Here is a 16,173-nt window from a genome sequence, read left to right on the forward strand (position 1 = left end):
AAGCGCCGGCGCCGGCGGCCTTGGCCTTGACTGGCTCGAAGTCCACGAACCACGCCCGGAACATCGCCCGCGCCAACTGCTCAAGCGCCGCAGACGTCCGCCGGTTCTGCTCGATCTTGTCATCCAACGCCCCGAGCACACCGGCGATGGCTCGCTGCTCGTGAACCGCCGGTAAAAGAAGCGTGAGCTTTCTCAACTCGCTCTGCTTGATACCTACGACGGTAGTTCCCGATGCTCGGCCGCGCAACTCACCCTGTACCGGCGCTGACATCATAAGGTACTTCAGGTACGTGTTGTCCAAAACGTCCGGTTTGCCACGTAACAGAATCAATCTCTGAGCGAGGGCGATTCGATCGTCGCTCAATTGTGCGATCTCACCAAGGGGAGCCTCCGTTGTTAAGACAACGTCACCGACCTTGGGGCACCCGCGACGCATCCACGATTCGTACTCGTCCGGGTCAATAAACTCATCTGGAGCTTCAATACGGCCTCCTTTGACGATCTTTGCCGTTATCAACGGAACCCCGCTGGAGGTCTTGCGCGGAGTCTTCCCGCGATAATCGATGATTGCAGACATACAATCTTCGATACTGAAAGACTTGAGTCCCGTGCGGCCATCAGTCACGAGTCGTGCCCTCGGATTCAACCTGTCGTAAGCGTTCTCGAACAAGGGTCGCCAGTCGCTCCCCTTCCGCGAAATGCTCCTCCAACGCGGCCGTCATCCCCGCGACCTTCTCGGCGAACGGCTCGCCGTCATCTTCCTGTTCCTCGGTCCCGACGTAGCGGCCCGGCGTGAGGACAAAATCGTGCTTTTCGATCTCGGCTGTAGTGGTCGCCTTGCAAAAGCCGGCGATGTCGCGGTAGGTCCACTCGCCGTGCTGTTTGGCGTCCCACCACTTGGGCGCAGGCTCGCCGCGCCACTGGCGGAAGGCGTACACGATGCGGCCGATATCGGAAGTCGGTGGCAGGTCGCCGGCAGTGAACTCGCCGTCGGTCAGAACGCGGAGAGTGCGAGTCTCCATGGCGCCGAGCTTGCGAGCGTCGATGAAGAGGGTTTCGCCGTTGCGGTCGCGCCCGCCATGCTTGAGATTCTTGCCGGTCTTGTCGCGGGTCAGGAACCAGAGGCAAACGGGGATGCCCGTGGTGTAGAAGAGCTGCGTGGGCATCGCAACGATGCAATCGAGCAAGTCGGCCTCAACGATCTTGCGCCGGATGTCTCCTTCGCCGCCGGAGTTGCTCGAGAGCGATCCGTTGGCCATGACGAAGCCCGCCACGCCCCCACCGCGGCCGTTGGGGACTGCTAGGTGGTGGATGAAGTGCTGGATCCAGGCGTAATTCGCGTTGCCGTTGGGCGGCTTGCCGAACCGCCAACGCACATCGTTTTCCAGCAGTTGGCCCGACCAGTCGGAGACGTTGAACGGCGGATTGGCCAGGACGTAGTCGGCCTTCAGGTCGGGGTGGAGGTCGCGGAGAAACGTGTCGGCGGGCTGGTTGCCCAGATTAACTTCGATCGTGTGGAGCGCCAGGTTCATGTGCGCCAAGCGCCACGTCGTGGGGTTCGACTCCTGGCCGTAAATCGAGATGTCGCGCGTGTTGCCGCCGTGCGCTTCGACGAACTGTTCGGACTGCACGAACATGCCGCCCGAGCCGCAGCACGGGTCGTACACCCGGCCTTCGTAGGGTTCGAGCATCTCGACGAGCACGCGCACCACGCAGCGGGGCGTATAGAACTCGCCGCCGAGCTTGCCTTCGGCTTGGGCGAACTTGCCGAGGAAGTATTCGTAGACGCGGCCGAGGGTGTCGCGGGCCTGCTTATGGGTTCCCTTGAAGCCGATGTCGGCGATCAATTCGATGAGCCCCTTCATTTTGATCGGGTCGATGCCGCGGCGAGCGTAGTCGCGCGGGAGCTTGTTCTTGAGGTTCGGGTTGTCGCGCTCGACGGCGAGGATGGCGTCGTCGATGAGCGTGGCGATGTCAGGCCGAGCGGCCTGATCCTGCAGGTTTGGCCAGCGGGCTTCGACGGGCACCCAAAAGACACGCTCGGCGGTGTACTCGTCGCGGCTCTCAAGGAGGCTTTCGAGGTGCGCCCCCTTGATGCCGTCCTTTTCCAATTCCTCCTTCAGCTTGGCACGCCGGGATTCGAACGAGTCGGAGACGTATTTCAGAAACAACAGCCCGAGCACGACGTGCTTGTACTCCGCGGCATCAACGGAGCCACGGAGTTTGTCGGCGGCTTGCCAAAGCTTGTCCGCGTAGGCGAGATCAGAAGAATTGTCGGGCAAATTCGCCACGCGTGTTTATCTCCTTGCAATGAGGAGGCATTAGCTGCCGGCACGAGACAAATGATACCCGAATGATTCGAGGCCAGCCATGAGGGGTCTTCGCTCGAGGACCAGGGGGCACGACGGGTTATTTCGTGCGGCGCCTAGCCCGGACGAATTTGGGCGTGGAAATTGTGCCAGCGGGTTTGGTAAATTGCCGGCTCACGCGGTCACGTTCTTTGACATCTTGAATAGGTGCGTGGCGAGCAGACCCTCGTCGCGCACCGTCAGCAAAAGGCGTTTGTCGAACGCGCGGGCCGCTGATGCGCCAAGAGGAGCGCTGATGCGCCAAGAGGGACGGTGCGTCAGCGCTTCGCTTGACACACCCTACGGCTCTACGGCTCGCCGCCGTCTGCCTGTTCCAATCCCGGAATTCTAGCGAATTCCGCTACGAGCAAACCGTCCTTCTACCCGTTCGCGGCGTCCGAGTCAAAATTCCATTCGCTTGCGGAAGGCGGCCAGCGTGGCGAGGGTGGAATTGGGATGGGCGAATTCGTCGATTAGTCCGCGGCCATCTGAGTTGGCGGGCGGCTCGTCGCGCATCTGGTTCCAGAAGACGGCGTGGACGGCCGACTTGGCCGAGAAGAGTTGCAAATAGGTTTCCAACCAGCGCTGCTGAATCTTGGTTGTGAAGCCGTCGCCAGTGCCGGGAATCGTCAGCAGGATCACCAGCGGCAGGCCGAGGGTCGTCCAGCGCTCGAGCTGCCGGCCGATTTCGAGCACGTCGCGCGGCAGCGTCAAGCGCGGACCCGAGCCGAGATTGATCTCCAAGCCGATGCCGGCGATTCCTAAATCCGCGCGGACGAGCGTATCGGCGTATTGCAGCGGCGAGAGGTCTTGCTCGCGCCGCGCCAGGTATTCTCCGCACGGTTGATTGAACGATACGACCACCGGCACGCGCGAGTCCAGCTCGCGGACGATCTCGATGCTCCGCAGCGTCAGCCGCAGCGATTGCTCTTCGCTGAGCGAAAGCGTCTCGACGTTGTTCACCCGCGCGGCGCAGTTCCAGAGGTGCACCCGTCCCTTGTAGCGATTCACGGCGGCGCGGATATGATTGCTGGCCACGTTGAGAATCGTGTCGAAATTTCCTTCCCACAGGTAGAGCCAGTCGGGAAGCGAGGTCTGCTCGATCTCCAATAGCGGTCCGGCGAAAATTCGCATTTGATGCGCCTGGCACCAGGCGATCTGGCCATCGACCATGCTCCAGCGCGGGGCGCCTTCCTGGGCTTCGACGTGGCTCCAGGGCATCCGCACCACGGCCGTGTTGAACGCGTCGGCAAACGCTTCCGAGAGCGCCGGGGCGGGCAGAATTGAATCCAAGTCGCCGCCGAAGAGGATCGTTTGCTTGACCGACTGCGCGGCGCGGACGCGCGCCGCCTCGTCGCAAAAGGCCGCAATCAGTGCATCGCCGGCATCGAGGGCCGCTTCGATGGCCCGCTGGGCGCGATCGGCGGCCTCGGCCGGGCGCTCGAGCGCCGCCACCGCAGCGACGAATTCGGCCATCGCCCGATCCGTGGCGGCGGCAACGGGCGGCGGCACCTCCAGGGCGGCCTGCTCCCAGGCCACGACGTTGCTCTTGAGCCGGTTCACCGTGCCGCGGGCCAGCTCGACGGACAGGTTATACTGCCCATCGCGTTCGATCAAAGTGGCCGTCGCCAGCAGCATTTCGCCGCGGCCGGCAACATTCCAGAGGATATGAAAGCTGCCCGATTCGCTTTCAGCCCGCTCGGCAACGAGCCCGTCGTCGGCCAATGTGACATGCGTCCGCCAGGGGATGTCGTCGAGACCCGCCAGATAAGCCCGTTCCGCGGCCTTGGCCGGCAATTGCTCGCGGCGGGGAACCAAGAAGCGCGTCAGACCCATCGACCCGAAGTCCTATCCAGCGGAGACAGTTTCCGAGCCTATCCGAAAACCGCTTGGGGAAAGGGGGACAGTCCCCTTTTGTTCCCGACCGTCGCGGCGATGGCGCCCGCTCCACAAAAGGGGACAGTCCCAGGCGGTTTTCGGATAGGCTCTCCAGATCAGGCTTTCCACACGCTTCAGTCTAACCGCGGATAGCCGCGAGAGATATTCCCTCGTCTAGGAATCTACGCCCGCGCTCGCCGCAACGAGTAGGCCCGAACGTGCGGGCCGCGGAACGGCACCCGCCGCGGCGGGTTCCCTACAGCGGCGGCGACTGATATATTCTCGAATTGATTGTATTCTTCATTTACTACTCGCCCAAAGGACGGAACCGCAAATGTCCATTGAACCTCTCATGCAAGCCCCCGTATTGGAAACCTCGATCCCCGGCTGGCCCGTTCGGCGCGGCAAAGTGCGCGACGTGTACGATCTCGGCGAGCGGCTGCTGCTGGTCGCCACCGATCGAATCAGCGCCTTCGACTGGGTGCTGCCCAATGGGATTCCCGACAAAGGGCGCGTGCTCACGCAGACGAGCCTGTTCTGGCTCGAATTGCTCGACGAGCAGAACCATCTGATTTCGGGCGACGCCGGCCGCTTCGGTTTGCCGAGCGGGGTCGATCCCGAGCCGTTTTCCGGGCGGAGCATGCTCGTGCGCAAGACGCAGGTGGTGCCGATCGAATGCGTGGTCCGTGGCTATCTCTCCGGTTCCGGTTGGAAGGAGTATCGGCAAACCGGCGAAGTTTGCGGCGTGCGGCTGCCGGCCGGTTTGGTTGAAAGCGATCGGCTGCAGGAGCCGATCTTCACCCCGGCCACCAAAGAAGAGAGCGGGCACGACATCAACATTTCCTTGGCGCGAATGGCGGAACTGATCGGTAGCGAGGTGGCTGACGAGCTTCGCCGCCGCAGTTTGGCGATCTATAGCCGCGGCGCGGAATTCGCTCGCGGCCGCGGGATCATTATCGCCGACACGAAGTTCGAATGGGGCTGGCTCGACGGCAAGCTGATTCTGATCGACGAAGTGCTCACGCCCGACAGCTCCCGATTCTGGCCGGCCGATTCCTATGCGCCCGGCCGAGGCCAGCCGTCGTTCGACAAGCAATTCGTCCGCGATTGGCTGGAAACTACCACCTGGGACAAGAACAGCCCGCCGCCCGCGCTCCCGGACGATGTCGTGCTCCGGACGCGCGAGAAGTACGTCGAGGCGTACGAGCGTCTGACCGGGCGAGTGTTTGCCTGGCGGTAAGCAAGTACGAAGTACGGAGTACAAAGTACGAAGGACTGACAACGAAGGACTAAGCACTTTCTCTTTCGCACTTTTCACTTCGGAACGCCGCGGAGGGCGTTCCATACCGCTCACCAAATCTCTTTCGTACTTCGTAGTTGGTACTTTGTACTTCGCGGCGGCGCTCGGCAATCTCTGCGCACTCTGCGCCTCCTGCCGCGCCTCATAATCGGGAACGGTGGCAAAATCGAAAAAAAACTCCCCTTCGGCATAATCCGCAACCGACACCTATAGTCAGGCAAGATATTGACCCGCGACCCGTTGGCTCTTGCTCAAGGGATTTCTTTGGAGACGGTGACTTCACAGGAGGGAACCATGCGACGTTTGTTCTTGGGATTGGCGATCGCCGGATTCGCCGCGCTGACGCCGAGCTGGCTGCTAGCGGGCGATCAAGAAGTGGCTCAGCAGATCGCCGCCAACCTGAAAAATAGCGGCAAAATGCACGGCTACAGCGTTGGAGTGAAGGTGCAGGAAGGCACGGTCTGGCTCAACGGCACGGTGAAAAGCCAGGAGCAGTTGGCCACGGCTTTGGACATCGTTCAGGACACGCCAGGGATCGAGAAGATCGTCAACGGGCTGTCCGTAACTGGCGGCGCCGGACAAACGGCCGTGCGACAGGCGGCCGACTCGTCGAGCGGAGCATCCGCTCAGTTGGCGATCGGCAGCCAGGCGGACTACAACAAGCCGGATTATGAGGCCACGCCGTCCAAATCGGTGCTGGCGGCGACCCGTACGGCAGCCGTTCCGGCATCGTATAGTTCCGCTCCGTCGGCGAACTCGGGCGTGCCGCTCCCGCTCTCGGCTGCTCCGCGCCTTGCCGCGCAGCCGCGCATGATGCAGCAGGCGCCGGTCGAGATGGCCTCGTCCATGCAGAACGGCGCGCCGATTCCGGCCTATGTGCCGGCGGCGGGCGGCGGGATCGCCCCAGCCCATTTCGATCATCCGACGATGCCGGGCTACGCCTGGCCGAGCTATGCCTCGTATCCCAATTACGCGGCGTTGACCTATCCTCGCCAGTATTCGCCGACCGCTTGGCCGTTCATCGGTCCTTTCTACCCCTATCCGCAGGTGCCGCTCGGCTGGCGGAAGGTCACGCTGGAATGGCACAACGGCTGGTGGATGCTCGACTTCAACGACGGCTGCAAATAGGGGCCTGAGGTCGGGGGCCGGAGGACAGCGTTCGCAGTGCGAAAGTTGAATAAACGACGATCGCACGCCGTTGAAGGAAGTCATCCCAAGATCGCGAGTTCATTCGCCCCCTGCCGGGTGCTCAGCCGGCAGGGGTTTTTGCATTATCTAGTTGCCGCTTGCCTATCTTGCCCCGGCCTCCGGCCTCCGGCCCCTGGCCTCCGATTTTCCCGCACGACCGGAAAAATCCGCAAGTTCGGCCCAGCTTCACACGATAACAAGGTCTGGCCACGGGCTAGTTCCGTTGGACAGCAGGCGGCGAAGGCCACGAGTGGTCACCAACCGCGGGCCAATCGTCAGTCGACCGAAATTTCATGTCGAGGAGTTCGTGCATGTCAACCAAATCGCTCTGGGCGGCTGGCGCTCTGTTGGCCCTCTCGACGCTCACCAACACGGGCTGCTTCTGGATCACCAAGGAAGGCCCGAATCTTGGCGCCTTCTCGATCCCGATCCCGGTCAGTCCTTATTTCCAAGATAAGGAAGAGCAACGATTCTGGGTCCACGAGCGGTATGGCAAGGCGCCCGTGCTCGGACCGATTACTCCCGGCGGCCCGGTGACGGCGATCGATACGCCGAGCGACGACGAAGTGATGGTCGCGTTGGAAAAGGTCCGCCCGGTCCGCGGCGGCGTTCCGCTGTTGTGGGAGCGGCAGCGCAACAATGTGCGGATCGTCAAAGACAAGATCGCCGACTACATCGATCCGCCGCGCGTCTATCCGCTGATCGGCCCGGCGCAGCTCCACCACGCCCACTACAAATGCACGGTCTACTTCAGCGAAACGACCCGCATGGGCTGGCCGTTGCCCTACACGACCACAACCGAAGACGCCCAAGAAGTGGTCTACATCGACCACAACCATTTCCACATGGTCGGCAACGTCAACACCGGGGCGAGCGCCAACTTTTGACGATCGTCGTCGGATCGCACGAATCTCAAAGCCCTCGGCACACGCCGCGGGCTTTTTTTATTTCGCGACTGACCGAGAGCCATGACACGAACGCGCCGGCGATTGCCGCCAGCATGAGTGCCGACGGCTCGGGAACCGCGGATCCGGCGGCGGCCGATTCTGAACCATTTGCCATAGCTGCCCCGGAATGAGCGTTTCGGTCGAAAAGTTCATCCGCCAACTCAGTGGGACTAATCACCGGGCCGGATCCAAACGGTTCGCTCGGCAGCAACGAGCTGGCCAGGGTCAGGCTGGTCGATTCGGCGGAATGAGCAGCGGCCGTCTCGTCGAGCGGATTGCCGGATGCACTCGACGCGGCGATCGTCACGCGGGCGCTCGAAGTGGAAGTGCCGCCGATGATGAGCGCATTTTGGACAATGTGATTGGCCGTCAGATCGCTTCCCGCGTTGGCGACGACGTTGCCGCTGCCGTCGATTCCGCCAGCCTGTTGATGCATGCCGGAAACGAGTAGTCCCCCCGCCACGGCGGTGCTGCTATTGGTGATGTCGACTCGATCCGCTGCCGCGATCGAACTGGAAAGCGCCGAAACCGAACCGGCGAGTTCCAACGTCGCTCCGGAGCTGATCGTGGCCTTCACGCCGCTGGCGATGGTCGCCGCGCCGGAAGTCACGTTGAATCGAAGCCTGCCGCCCGTAACTTGAATCGTGCTGCCGGAATTAAGCGTCGGCGCGCCGTCGATCTCCAGCGTGCTGCTCGTCGTCTTGATAAGATTGCCGGAGTTCACCACCGCTCCGGCGAACGTGCTATCGAGATTGCTGCCGTAGACGAGATTGCCGCTGGGGCCGATAGCAATCGTGCCGCTGCCGAAAAGCTGACTCTGGTTGCCGAAGAGCAGGCTTTTTCCTGTGGCCATCGTCAGAATCCGCCCCGCGCCGACGTTGACGGTGGCCGTATTGCCGGCGCTGGAAACCGCGGCAGAGTAATTGACGTTGATCGTGGTACTGCTGGCGGTCACGTCGAGCGTGCTGGGGCCGCTTGTGGCATCCTGTGTGACATCGAACATGTCGGCGGCAATGGTGCCGACCCTGAGCGTGCCGCCGGTGAAAACGAGCACACCGTTGCCCGGACCATTAGCGATCGTCGCGGCGCCGGCATCGAGCGTCCCCCCTTTGAGATTGAAAATTCCGGAGGCACTAGCGGCATTGGTGAGATTCAGTCTCCCGCCGCTGCGGACGTGAAGCGTGCCGCCGGTCTGATTCACCGTTCCCATCGCTCCGGCGCCATTGGCCACGTAGAAGTCATTGCTCATGCTGGCGTTGATCGTGCCGCTCCCGCTGAGATTGAGCACGCCGGTGCCGCCTTGGTTGGCCACGTTGAACCCGCCGCTGCCGAAGCTGACGCTGCCGCCGCTGAGGTTAAACGTGCCGTTGGCGGTGCCGTTGGCGATGTCGAAATTCAAACCGGTGCCGATCGTGCCACTGGTTTGCGTGATCGTGACCGTGCCTCCTTCGACACTCAATTCGTCAAGGACCGTGAGCGCATGCCCATTGCCGACCATCAACGCCGCCCCCTTCGTGCCACCGTTGATGTCATATCCGGCGTAAATCGTGGTGTCGTTGCCCGTCACATCGAGCGTGCTGGCGCTATCGGACCCGCTTTGAGCGAGATTGCCCCCCATCGAATATGCCAGGACCTTAAGCGTGCCCCCGGTGAAGTTGAAAACGCCCTTGCCTCCCGCGGAGAAGATCTGGGTGCCGCCGCCGACGACGCTCAGAGTGCCGCCTTTCAAGTTGTACGTGCCCGCGCCTTGATCCAACTGAATATCGAGGTCATCCGCGACGTTGACCATCCCGCCCGTCTGCGTGAACGTGCCTGCGCCTTCAAAGCCGATGAACAGGCTGGAGTTGGCGTCGAGCGTACCTCCCTGCATGTTGTAGGCGCCGCTGCTGCCTGCCTGGTCGCCGATGGTCAACGCTTGATCCACGATGTGCGTTCCGCCCGTCTGCGTGAACGTTCCAGTGCCGAGATACCCGATCTCTTCCTGATGGTAGGCGTGCAGCGTGGCCGTGTTGGCCAGATTGTATGTACCAATCGAGCCGGCCTGGTAGCCGATAAAGAGTTCGCTGCCGTCGGCGGCGCTGCTTTGGAAATTGGCGACGGAATTGCCGGTTTGAGTGAGGATGCCGTTGCCGTAGACGCCGACGTACGAATCGTTGCCATAAATGCTGGCGTTGAGCGTGCCGCCACTGAGACTGTAGGTTCCCGATGAAATCGAGTCTTGTCCGACCCAAAGCCCTCCACTGGCGACGTTGTTGACGAGAGCGCCATTGTTGACGCTGCCGCCCGACTGGTTGTAGATCCCCGGCCCTCCACCCGACACGAGACCAACAACGAGCAAATTATTGACGGTCAATGTGCCGGCGGATTGATTGACCGTCGTCGTGACGCTTGCGGAGTCGTTGCCTCCCAGCGCGATGCCGCTGATGGCCGGGGGACTGGCCGTGATATTGGCGATACCACCATTTTCCAGATTGGCGTCGTCAACGCTGTTGTTGTTCGCGCCCGGAACTCGCGTGGGCGGCGTCCAATTGGCCGCGGTATTCCAATCGGCCGGCCCGGCGACATTCCAATAGATCTCGGCGGCGGAAAGGCGGGCCATTCCCGGCAGAGCGACCCAGACCAACGGCGACACGAACAGGATGATCAACCGGCAGGGCTGACGACTCCTTCGGCTTCTAAAACCGTCGGGGACTGTCTCCTTTTGTCGAGCGGGCACGATCGCCAGATGGTCGGGAACAAAAGGAGACTGTCCCCTTCTCCGCAGACGGTTTTCGGACAGCCCCGTATTGCCCAAGGCGATCGGAATGAGCGGCTGCATGAGATCCAAACCAGAGGTGTCGGTGCGAACGCCGGAGAATCCCACGACGCAGTTGGCTGGCTGTCAGTTTCCCTCGACGCCTCGCGCCTGCCGCCTCGGCAGACGCCAAGCGGCGTCGAGTTCAGCCCCTTGCCACGAACTGGCGCTTCCATAATCCAACAAAGCGAGTCGAAATGCAACGATTTTATTCGAATCATGTTGACTCGCGATCCCTCCTGATTTCCGACGAATTGATTCAGCCTCGACGACAAGCTGTTCTACGACGACTCCGCCACGGTTGACGGCCTTTTCCGCTGTCTATTTCCGTGTTGATCCGAGTACATCGGTCGCCACGTGAGCGCGTTTGCCCGATCGGCAATGACGGTGGCGTCAGCCCGCGAAGCTCTATACTTCAAGGGGCTCTGAGGCAACAGAACGCTTTTGCTCGCGGAAGCCTGCGGTCGGCTGTTCCGCGGCCATCGCCGATTTGGCCCTGGCGGCGCCGGTAAGAGGGCGCTTTGGCATTCCCGCCAGTCGCGCGCGGCGGACGCGGTAGTACATCGCCCCACAGAAGGCGCCGAACACGAGATACGGAGTGCCCATCATGAACAGGATGCTGTAGAAGTAGCCTTTCACCATGCCGCCATGCGTCGGATCTTGTTTCTCCATCGCATCCTTGCAATTCGGGCAGGCCGAGGCGACCGAGTTCAGCACGAGCACCAGCGCCAGAGCAACAATCAGCAAGGCAAAACGGCAGTTGCAAAAACGACGCATAACGGGCCTCGCTTCCTATAGCGATGAAATCGGCACAGCTTCAATATAACTTTTCACACCGCGCCGGGGTAGAGATGATACAGCATCACGTACACGACGACCCCCGTCACCGAGACATATAACCAGATCGGAAACGTCCACACCGCCAACTTGCGATGCGCCTGCCGACGGTCTTTCAGCCCAAGGATCGCGGTCGCAATCGCCAGCACCGGGACCGTCGCCGCCAGCGCGATGTGCGAAATCAGGATCGAGAAATAGAACGCTCGAATCGGCCCGCTGCCGCCGAAGTGCACCGGCTCGGCAGTGAGATGGTAGATCAAATAGCAAGTGAGAAACACGCTCGAAACGGCCAGGGCCGAGAGCATCATCCATTTGTGGGCCCGTTCGCGGCCTTGCTTGATGAGCACGAATCCGGAAAGCAACAGCACCGTGGCGATGCTGTTGAGCACCGCGTCGGTCGTGGCCAGCGGGTGAATCGCGGTCGCCAGAATCAGCATTTGCGGTCAGCTCACGTCTTGGGACCATCCTTCGGCTCCTGCCTTGCTCCCGCGGCCGGCGAATCCTTTTCCGCCAGCATTTCGCGCAGTCGCTTTCGCAAGCGAATCACGTCGGCCGCATCGACTAGATTGAAATAACCGCGGATCCGGCTCTTGCGGTCGAGCACCACCGCCAGCTCGGAATGCGTCTTTTCCGCCATCGGCACCGCGAAGCTCTCCTTGCCGACCTTGAGAGTTCGATCGTCGTCAGCGGTCAAGAAAGTCCAGCGCTTCGGATCGGCCGAAAACCGGGCCGCATACCTTCGCAATTCCGCGGGCGGGTCGTCCGCCGGATCGCACGTGATGCTGACGAACTTCACGGCGTCCAAGTCGCTGTCCAACTGCAAGCCGGCCAACTCCTGATTGAGCTTGTAGCACGGGCCGGGGCAGGATGTGAAAAAGAAGCTCGCCACCCAGACTCTTCCCATCATGCTCTTGGAATCGAACGTCTTGCCGTCTTGATCGGTGAGCTTGAAACCGGGAATCGTGGGTCCGTCCGGAGGAATGTTCGTGCGGCTGAAGTCCGATTGCCCCTGCGGTGGGTCGGCGTCGGCCGTTTTCTCGTTCGGATGCCTGAGCATTATCCAGCCGGCATAGGATCCCGTCGCGGCCAGCGCCAAAAGGAGCCAAAATACGAGAGCAGTGCTTTTCATAATAAATCTCCCGTCGTCCGCCGGGCTGAAATCTTCCAGGCCAGGGCGAACATGATCGCACAGAATAGAACCGTCACCAGACCGCAAACCCAAGCCGAAGGCAAATCGGCGGGCAGGGCCAACCCACGCACGTCGGCGGGAGCATCCCAATATAATAGCCGCCGCAGCCCGGCGACGCCGTAGGTCAGCGGATTGAGCCACACGATCCAGCCGAGCCAGCTCGAGCCGTCACCGCGGAAAAACGCCCCCGATAAGAGCCACATCGGCAAGAGAAACACGCTCATCACGGCATGGAAGCCTTGCGTCGAATCCATCCGCCAGGCCAGCAGAAAACCGAGCGCCGTGAGCGCCAGCGACACCACGAACATCCAGCCCACCACCGCCAAGAACGCCACCGGCCCGAGATGGAACCCGAGCGTAAATCCCAAGAGCACAAACAACGTCGCCTGAGCGACTGCGATCAGCGTTCCGCCGAGAATCTTGCCGAGCACCATCGACCATCGCGGGATCGGGCCGACCAGCACGGACTGCAAAAACCCTTCGCGGCGGTCTTCGATGATCGAGATCGTGGCGAAGATGGCCGTGAACAAGAGAATCAGCACCAGGGTTCCGGGGAAAAAGTATTCGCTGTAGGAAATCTTCCCGGTCGTGTCCCCCGGCATCCGGAACGACGGCCCCAGCCCGGCGCCAAACAACAGCCAAAACAAGAGCGGCTGGCCAATCGCGCCGAACACGCGGTTCGGCTGGCGGATGAACCGCACCCATTCGCGGCGGCTCAGGGTCCACGCCGCCAGCCAGGGGCGGGGGCGGACCGGCTCATTCACGACAGCCGCTCGAGCGACCCGTTCCACCAATAACTCAGCCAACGGCCACCTCCTCTCGCTCGCGCCAGAAGCGGTGCCCGGTGCGGTCGATAAACACATCCTCGAGCGTCGGCTTGCCCAGCGTGATTGCCTCGATCCGACCGGGGAAGGCCTCGACCAGCCGGGCGATCCATTCGTGGCCGTCCGGCTGCTCCAGCCGCACCGCGCCCTCGAGCACGCTCGCCGCGCAGCCGAAGCGCGCGGAGATCGCTTGCGCGAGCGGCTGCGGCTCGTCCGTTTGGATCGTGATCGAATCGCCGCCGACGGTCGATTTGAGCGCCTCGGGGGTATCGAGAGCCACGAGCGCGCCTTCGTTCAAGATCGCGATTCGATCGGCCTTCTCGGCCTCTTCGAGCAAATGCGTCGTGAGCACGATCGTCACTCCGTCCTCGCGGCGCACTTGCTGCAAATAATCCCACAGATCGCTACGGGCGCCCGGATCGAGACCGGTGCTCGGCTCGTCGAGCAGCAACAGCCGCGGGCGATGCAGCATTCCCTTCGCCAACTCGACGCGCCGCCTCAGGCCGCCGGAGAGCGTTTCGACGCGGTCGCGGCGGCGATCGCCGAGACCCAGCCTCGCTAGCATTTCATCTTGCCGGGCTTGCAGCGAACGGCCGGAAAGGCCGTAGAGATGCCCCTGGTGCATGAGGTTTTCCACCACGGTCAGCTTCCTATCGAGACTCGGGGCTTGGAAGACGACGCCGATCCGCTCGCGGATGGCCTGAGTCGCGCGCCGCAAGTCATGGTCAAGAATCCGAACTTCTCCGTGTTGCAGCGGAATCAACGTCGAGAGCAGGCGGAAGAGCGTCGTCTTGCCGCCGCCGTTGGGCCCGAGGTACACGAAGATCTCCCCAGGCTCGATTTGGAGGTTGATCCCGACCAGCGCCCGCCGCGCGCCGTAACGATGCTCGAGTTCGGTGATCTCGATAGCTGGGGCGGCTTTGACGGGCTGGCTGATCATCGCAAAGCTAGTCAATTCTCCGAGCGGACGCCAATCACTTTTCCGACTGCTCTTCCTGGGCAGCTTGAATGCGCGCCTCCAGGGCGGGGCTCGCCAAATGTTGCAACTGCTCTTGCGAGGCGTGCCGCAGCCGCATGCCGACATCCGGCACGAGCATCAGCATCAGGAAGATCGACATCATCGCGGCCGGGATCGTCAGGACGTATTTCCAATTGGCTTCGTATTTCACGTGCATGAAAAACAGGATCACCAACATGGCCTTCGTGCAAGAGACGGCCATCATGAACGCCCGACCCACCGCCGGCTGATCGTGAAACGGCCACTTGATCGGCAGCAAATTGGAGGTCCAGAACGACATCGTCGTGAGTATGCAAAGCGCGACAAACACATAGATGTATTTAGCGATGCTCGCATGATAGTCGTGCTGGCCGTGCGCCGCGGCATCCCCGTGGCCTGGAGAGTCGGTATGATCGGTCATGGAGTTTCTGATTTTGGATTTCCGATTTTGGATTTGCCGCTCGCTCTCAGCTATCAAAATGTTCCGCTATCTATTATTAGAACAAATACAGGAGAGGAAACAGAAAAATCCAGACGAGATCGACGAAATGCCAATAGAGGCCGATGTTTTCAATCACGTGGGCTTTCTCGATTCCCAGCCGCCAAGTCAACATGATCCCAAATACGATCAGCCCAATCAGTACGTGCAGGGCGTGGAACCCGGTCAGCAAAAAATAGGTGCTGGCCCACATGTTGCCGCCGGGAATCACCATCGGCAGTTTGATCCAGGGGAACAGGTCGTTCAGCCCTTCGCTCTTGGCCGACTCGCCGGACGCCGACGTGACCGAGACCGCTTCGGAGCTTTCCTCGAGCGGATAGATCTTCTGGGCCACGTCGAGGGCCAGCTCCACCGGACCGGCCTGCGGGTTCATCACCACCTTAGTGATCCGATCGATCTCCGCCAGCCCCTCGGCGTCCTGCTTGGTTATCTTATCGGCCGGGAGCGTTCGCAGCTTCTTGATTTCGGCTTGGACATCGGCGTCGTTCAGCCGCAGCCGGACCGCCGAGGCATAGTACACGTCGGGGCGCTCGTAGACGCGGTGAGTGAAGTTCGGGCCCTGCGGCTGCCAGGGGTAGACGCCGTGCGAAAACTTGGCGCTGTATTCGTACATCTTCACGCCCAGGAACACGCCCCCCAGCGCGAGCGTGAGCGCGAGCAGGCCCTTCGCCAATCCGGCATTGTTCTTTCGCGCGGCTTCGAGGCTGAGCACGATCGTGACGCTGGAGCAGATCAGCACGAACGTGTTGAAAGCCCCGATCGGCTCGCTCAGATGCACGTCGTGCGCTCTCGGCCACATTGGAGCGCCGAACCGCAGCACGATGTAAGTGCCGATCAGTCCGGCGAAGAACATGATTTCGGTCGAAAGGAACAACCAGACGATCAGCTTGCTGTTGACCATCGGCAAGCCGGGTTGGTATTCGAGCGGGACGTGCCCGTGACCATGGCCGTCGTGACCGCGATCTCCGTGGCCATGTGCGCCGGTTTCCTGATGCATCACTTCAGCAGTCATATTTCGTTAAACCAGGGGGACCAACATGAACATCAATAACAACGCCGGCAGATAGATCAGGCTCGCTCGCAATAGCCAGCGCGCGGAGGGCTCGTCGCGGCGAACGCAAAACCAGGCCGAACAAGCCAGGTAGGCCAGCCCCAGCGCGACCGCCGCGGTAAAATAGACGGGCCCCGCATGTTCCACGACGGGCACCAGGCTGACCGGCACGAGCGCGAGCGCCGCCACCACGGCCTGCATGCCAGCCCGGCAGCCGCTCGGATCGACAACCGTGAGCATCTTGAGCCGCGCGGCTGCGTACTGCCGGCGATAAATCCAGGCGATCGCCATGAAGTGTGGGAATTGCCAGAGATAGACGAT

15 protein-coding genes are annotated in these 16,173 nt (G+C 61.7%); 3 read left to right on the top strand and 12 right to left on the bottom strand.

All coding sequences use genetic code 11. The annotated features are described in order from the left end of the window. From VGY55_20140 to VGY55_20150, 3 genes are all read right to left on the bottom strand, one after another. On the bottom strand, positions 1 to 625 hold a 625-nt coding region (locus VGY55_20140; protein ID HEV2972296.1), incomplete at its 3' end, for a restriction endonuclease subunit S. Beyond that, positions 618 to 2,291, bottom strand: coding sequence for a class I SAM-dependent DNA methyltransferase (locus tag VGY55_20145; GenBank protein ID HEV2972297.1), 1,674 nt, complete (start codon positions 2,289 to 2,291; stop codon positions 618 to 620). The genes VGY55_20140 and VGY55_20145, both read right to left, overlap by 8 nt. A gap of 459 nt (positions 2,292 to 2,750) precedes the next feature. Next, the gene (locus tag VGY55_20150; protein ID HEV2972298.1) at positions 2,751 to 4,184 is read right to left on the bottom strand and encodes an endo-1,4-beta-xylanase; all 1,434 of its coding nucleotides are present in this window, start codon (positions 4,182 to 4,184) and stop codon (positions 2,751 to 2,753) included. 376 nt (positions 4,185 to 4,560) lie between these two features. Here VGY55_20150 and VGY55_20155 point away from each other — a divergent pair, with 376 nt between their 5' ends. The 3 genes from VGY55_20155 to VGY55_20165 all read left to right on the top strand — a co-directional run bounded on the left by VGY55_20155 (position 4,561) and on the right by VGY55_20165 (position 7,601). After that, positions 4,561 to 5,466, top strand: a complete 906-nt coding sequence (locus tag VGY55_20155) for a phosphoribosylaminoimidazolesuccinocarboxamide synthase (GenBank protein HEV2972299.1) — start codon at positions 4,561 to 4,563, stop codon at positions 5,464 to 5,466. A gap of 354 nt (positions 5,467 to 5,820) precedes the next feature. After that, positions 5,821 to 6,654 carry a BON domain-containing protein gene (locus VGY55_20160; GenBank protein HEV2972300.1) on the top strand — a complete coding sequence of 278 codons (834 nt, stop codon included), beginning with the start codon at positions 5,821 to 5,823 and terminating at the stop codon, positions 6,652 to 6,654. 371 nt (positions 6,655 to 7,025) lie between these two features. After that, the gene (locus tag VGY55_20165; GenBank protein HEV2972301.1) at positions 7,026 to 7,601 is read left to right on the top strand and encodes a hypothetical protein; all 576 of its coding nucleotides are present in this window, start codon (positions 7,026 to 7,028) and stop codon (positions 7,599 to 7,601) included. Positions 7,602 to 7,626: 25 nt separating this feature from the next. Here VGY55_20165 and VGY55_20170 read toward each other — a convergent pair whose 3' ends face one another. From VGY55_20170 to VGY55_20210, 9 genes are all read right to left on the bottom strand, one after another. Then, positions 7,627 to 10,479: a hypothetical protein gene (locus VGY55_20170; protein HEV2972302.1), complete on the bottom strand. Its 2,853-nt coding sequence runs from the start codon at positions 10,477 to 10,479 to the stop codon at positions 7,627 to 7,629. A gap of 384 nt (positions 10,480 to 10,863) precedes the next feature. Beyond that, the gene (locus VGY55_20175) at positions 10,864 to 11,232 is read right to left on the bottom strand and encodes a hypothetical protein (protein ID HEV2972303.1); all 369 of its coding nucleotides are present in this window, start codon (positions 11,230 to 11,232) and stop codon (positions 10,864 to 10,866) included. 53 nt (positions 11,233 to 11,285) lie between these two features. Next, on the bottom strand, positions 11,286 to 11,729 hold the full coding sequence (locus VGY55_20180) for a DUF420 domain-containing protein (protein ID HEV2972304.1): 444 nt from the start codon (positions 11,727 to 11,729) through the stop codon (positions 11,286 to 11,288). Between the two features lie 11 nt (positions 11,730 to 11,740). Further along, positions 11,741 to 12,421 carry an SCO family protein gene (locus VGY55_20185; protein ID HEV2972305.1) on the bottom strand — a complete coding sequence of 227 codons (681 nt, stop codon included), beginning with the start codon at positions 12,419 to 12,421 and terminating at the stop codon, positions 11,741 to 11,743. Beyond that, a complete protein-coding gene (locus VGY55_20190) occupies positions 12,418 to 13,287 on the bottom strand; it encodes an ABC transporter permease (GenBank protein ID HEV2972306.1) in 870 nt (289 codons plus the stop codon). The genes VGY55_20185 and VGY55_20190 overlap by 4 nt, the downstream gene beginning before the upstream one ends. Next, entirely contained in the window at positions 13,280 to 14,245 is a 966-nt protein-coding gene (locus tag VGY55_20195) for an ABC transporter ATP-binding protein (protein ID HEV2972307.1), read from the bottom strand. The genes VGY55_20190 and VGY55_20195 overlap by 8 nt, the downstream gene beginning before the upstream one ends. A 34-nt stretch (positions 14,246 to 14,279) precedes the next feature. Beyond that, a complete protein-coding gene (locus VGY55_20200) occupies positions 14,280 to 14,723 on the bottom strand; it encodes a cytochrome C oxidase subunit IV family protein (protein HEV2972308.1) in 444 nt (147 codons plus the stop codon). Positions 14,724 to 14,799: 76 nt separating this feature from the next. Continuing rightward, positions 14,800 to 15,798: a cytochrome c oxidase subunit 3 gene (locus VGY55_20205; protein HEV2972309.1), complete on the bottom strand. Its 999-nt coding sequence runs from the start codon at positions 15,796 to 15,798 to the stop codon at positions 14,800 to 14,802. Positions 15,799 to 15,819: 21 nt separating this feature from the next. Beyond that, positions 15,820 to 16,173 (bottom strand): UbiA family prenyltransferase (locus tag VGY55_20210; protein ID HEV2972310.1); only part of this gene is annotated, 354 nt, incomplete at its 5' end.

It is taken from the genome of Pirellulales bacterium, assembly GCA_035939775.1.
In the GTDB taxonomy this organism is placed as follows: Bacteria; Planctomycetota; Planctomycetia; order Pirellulales; family DATAWG01; genus DASZFO01.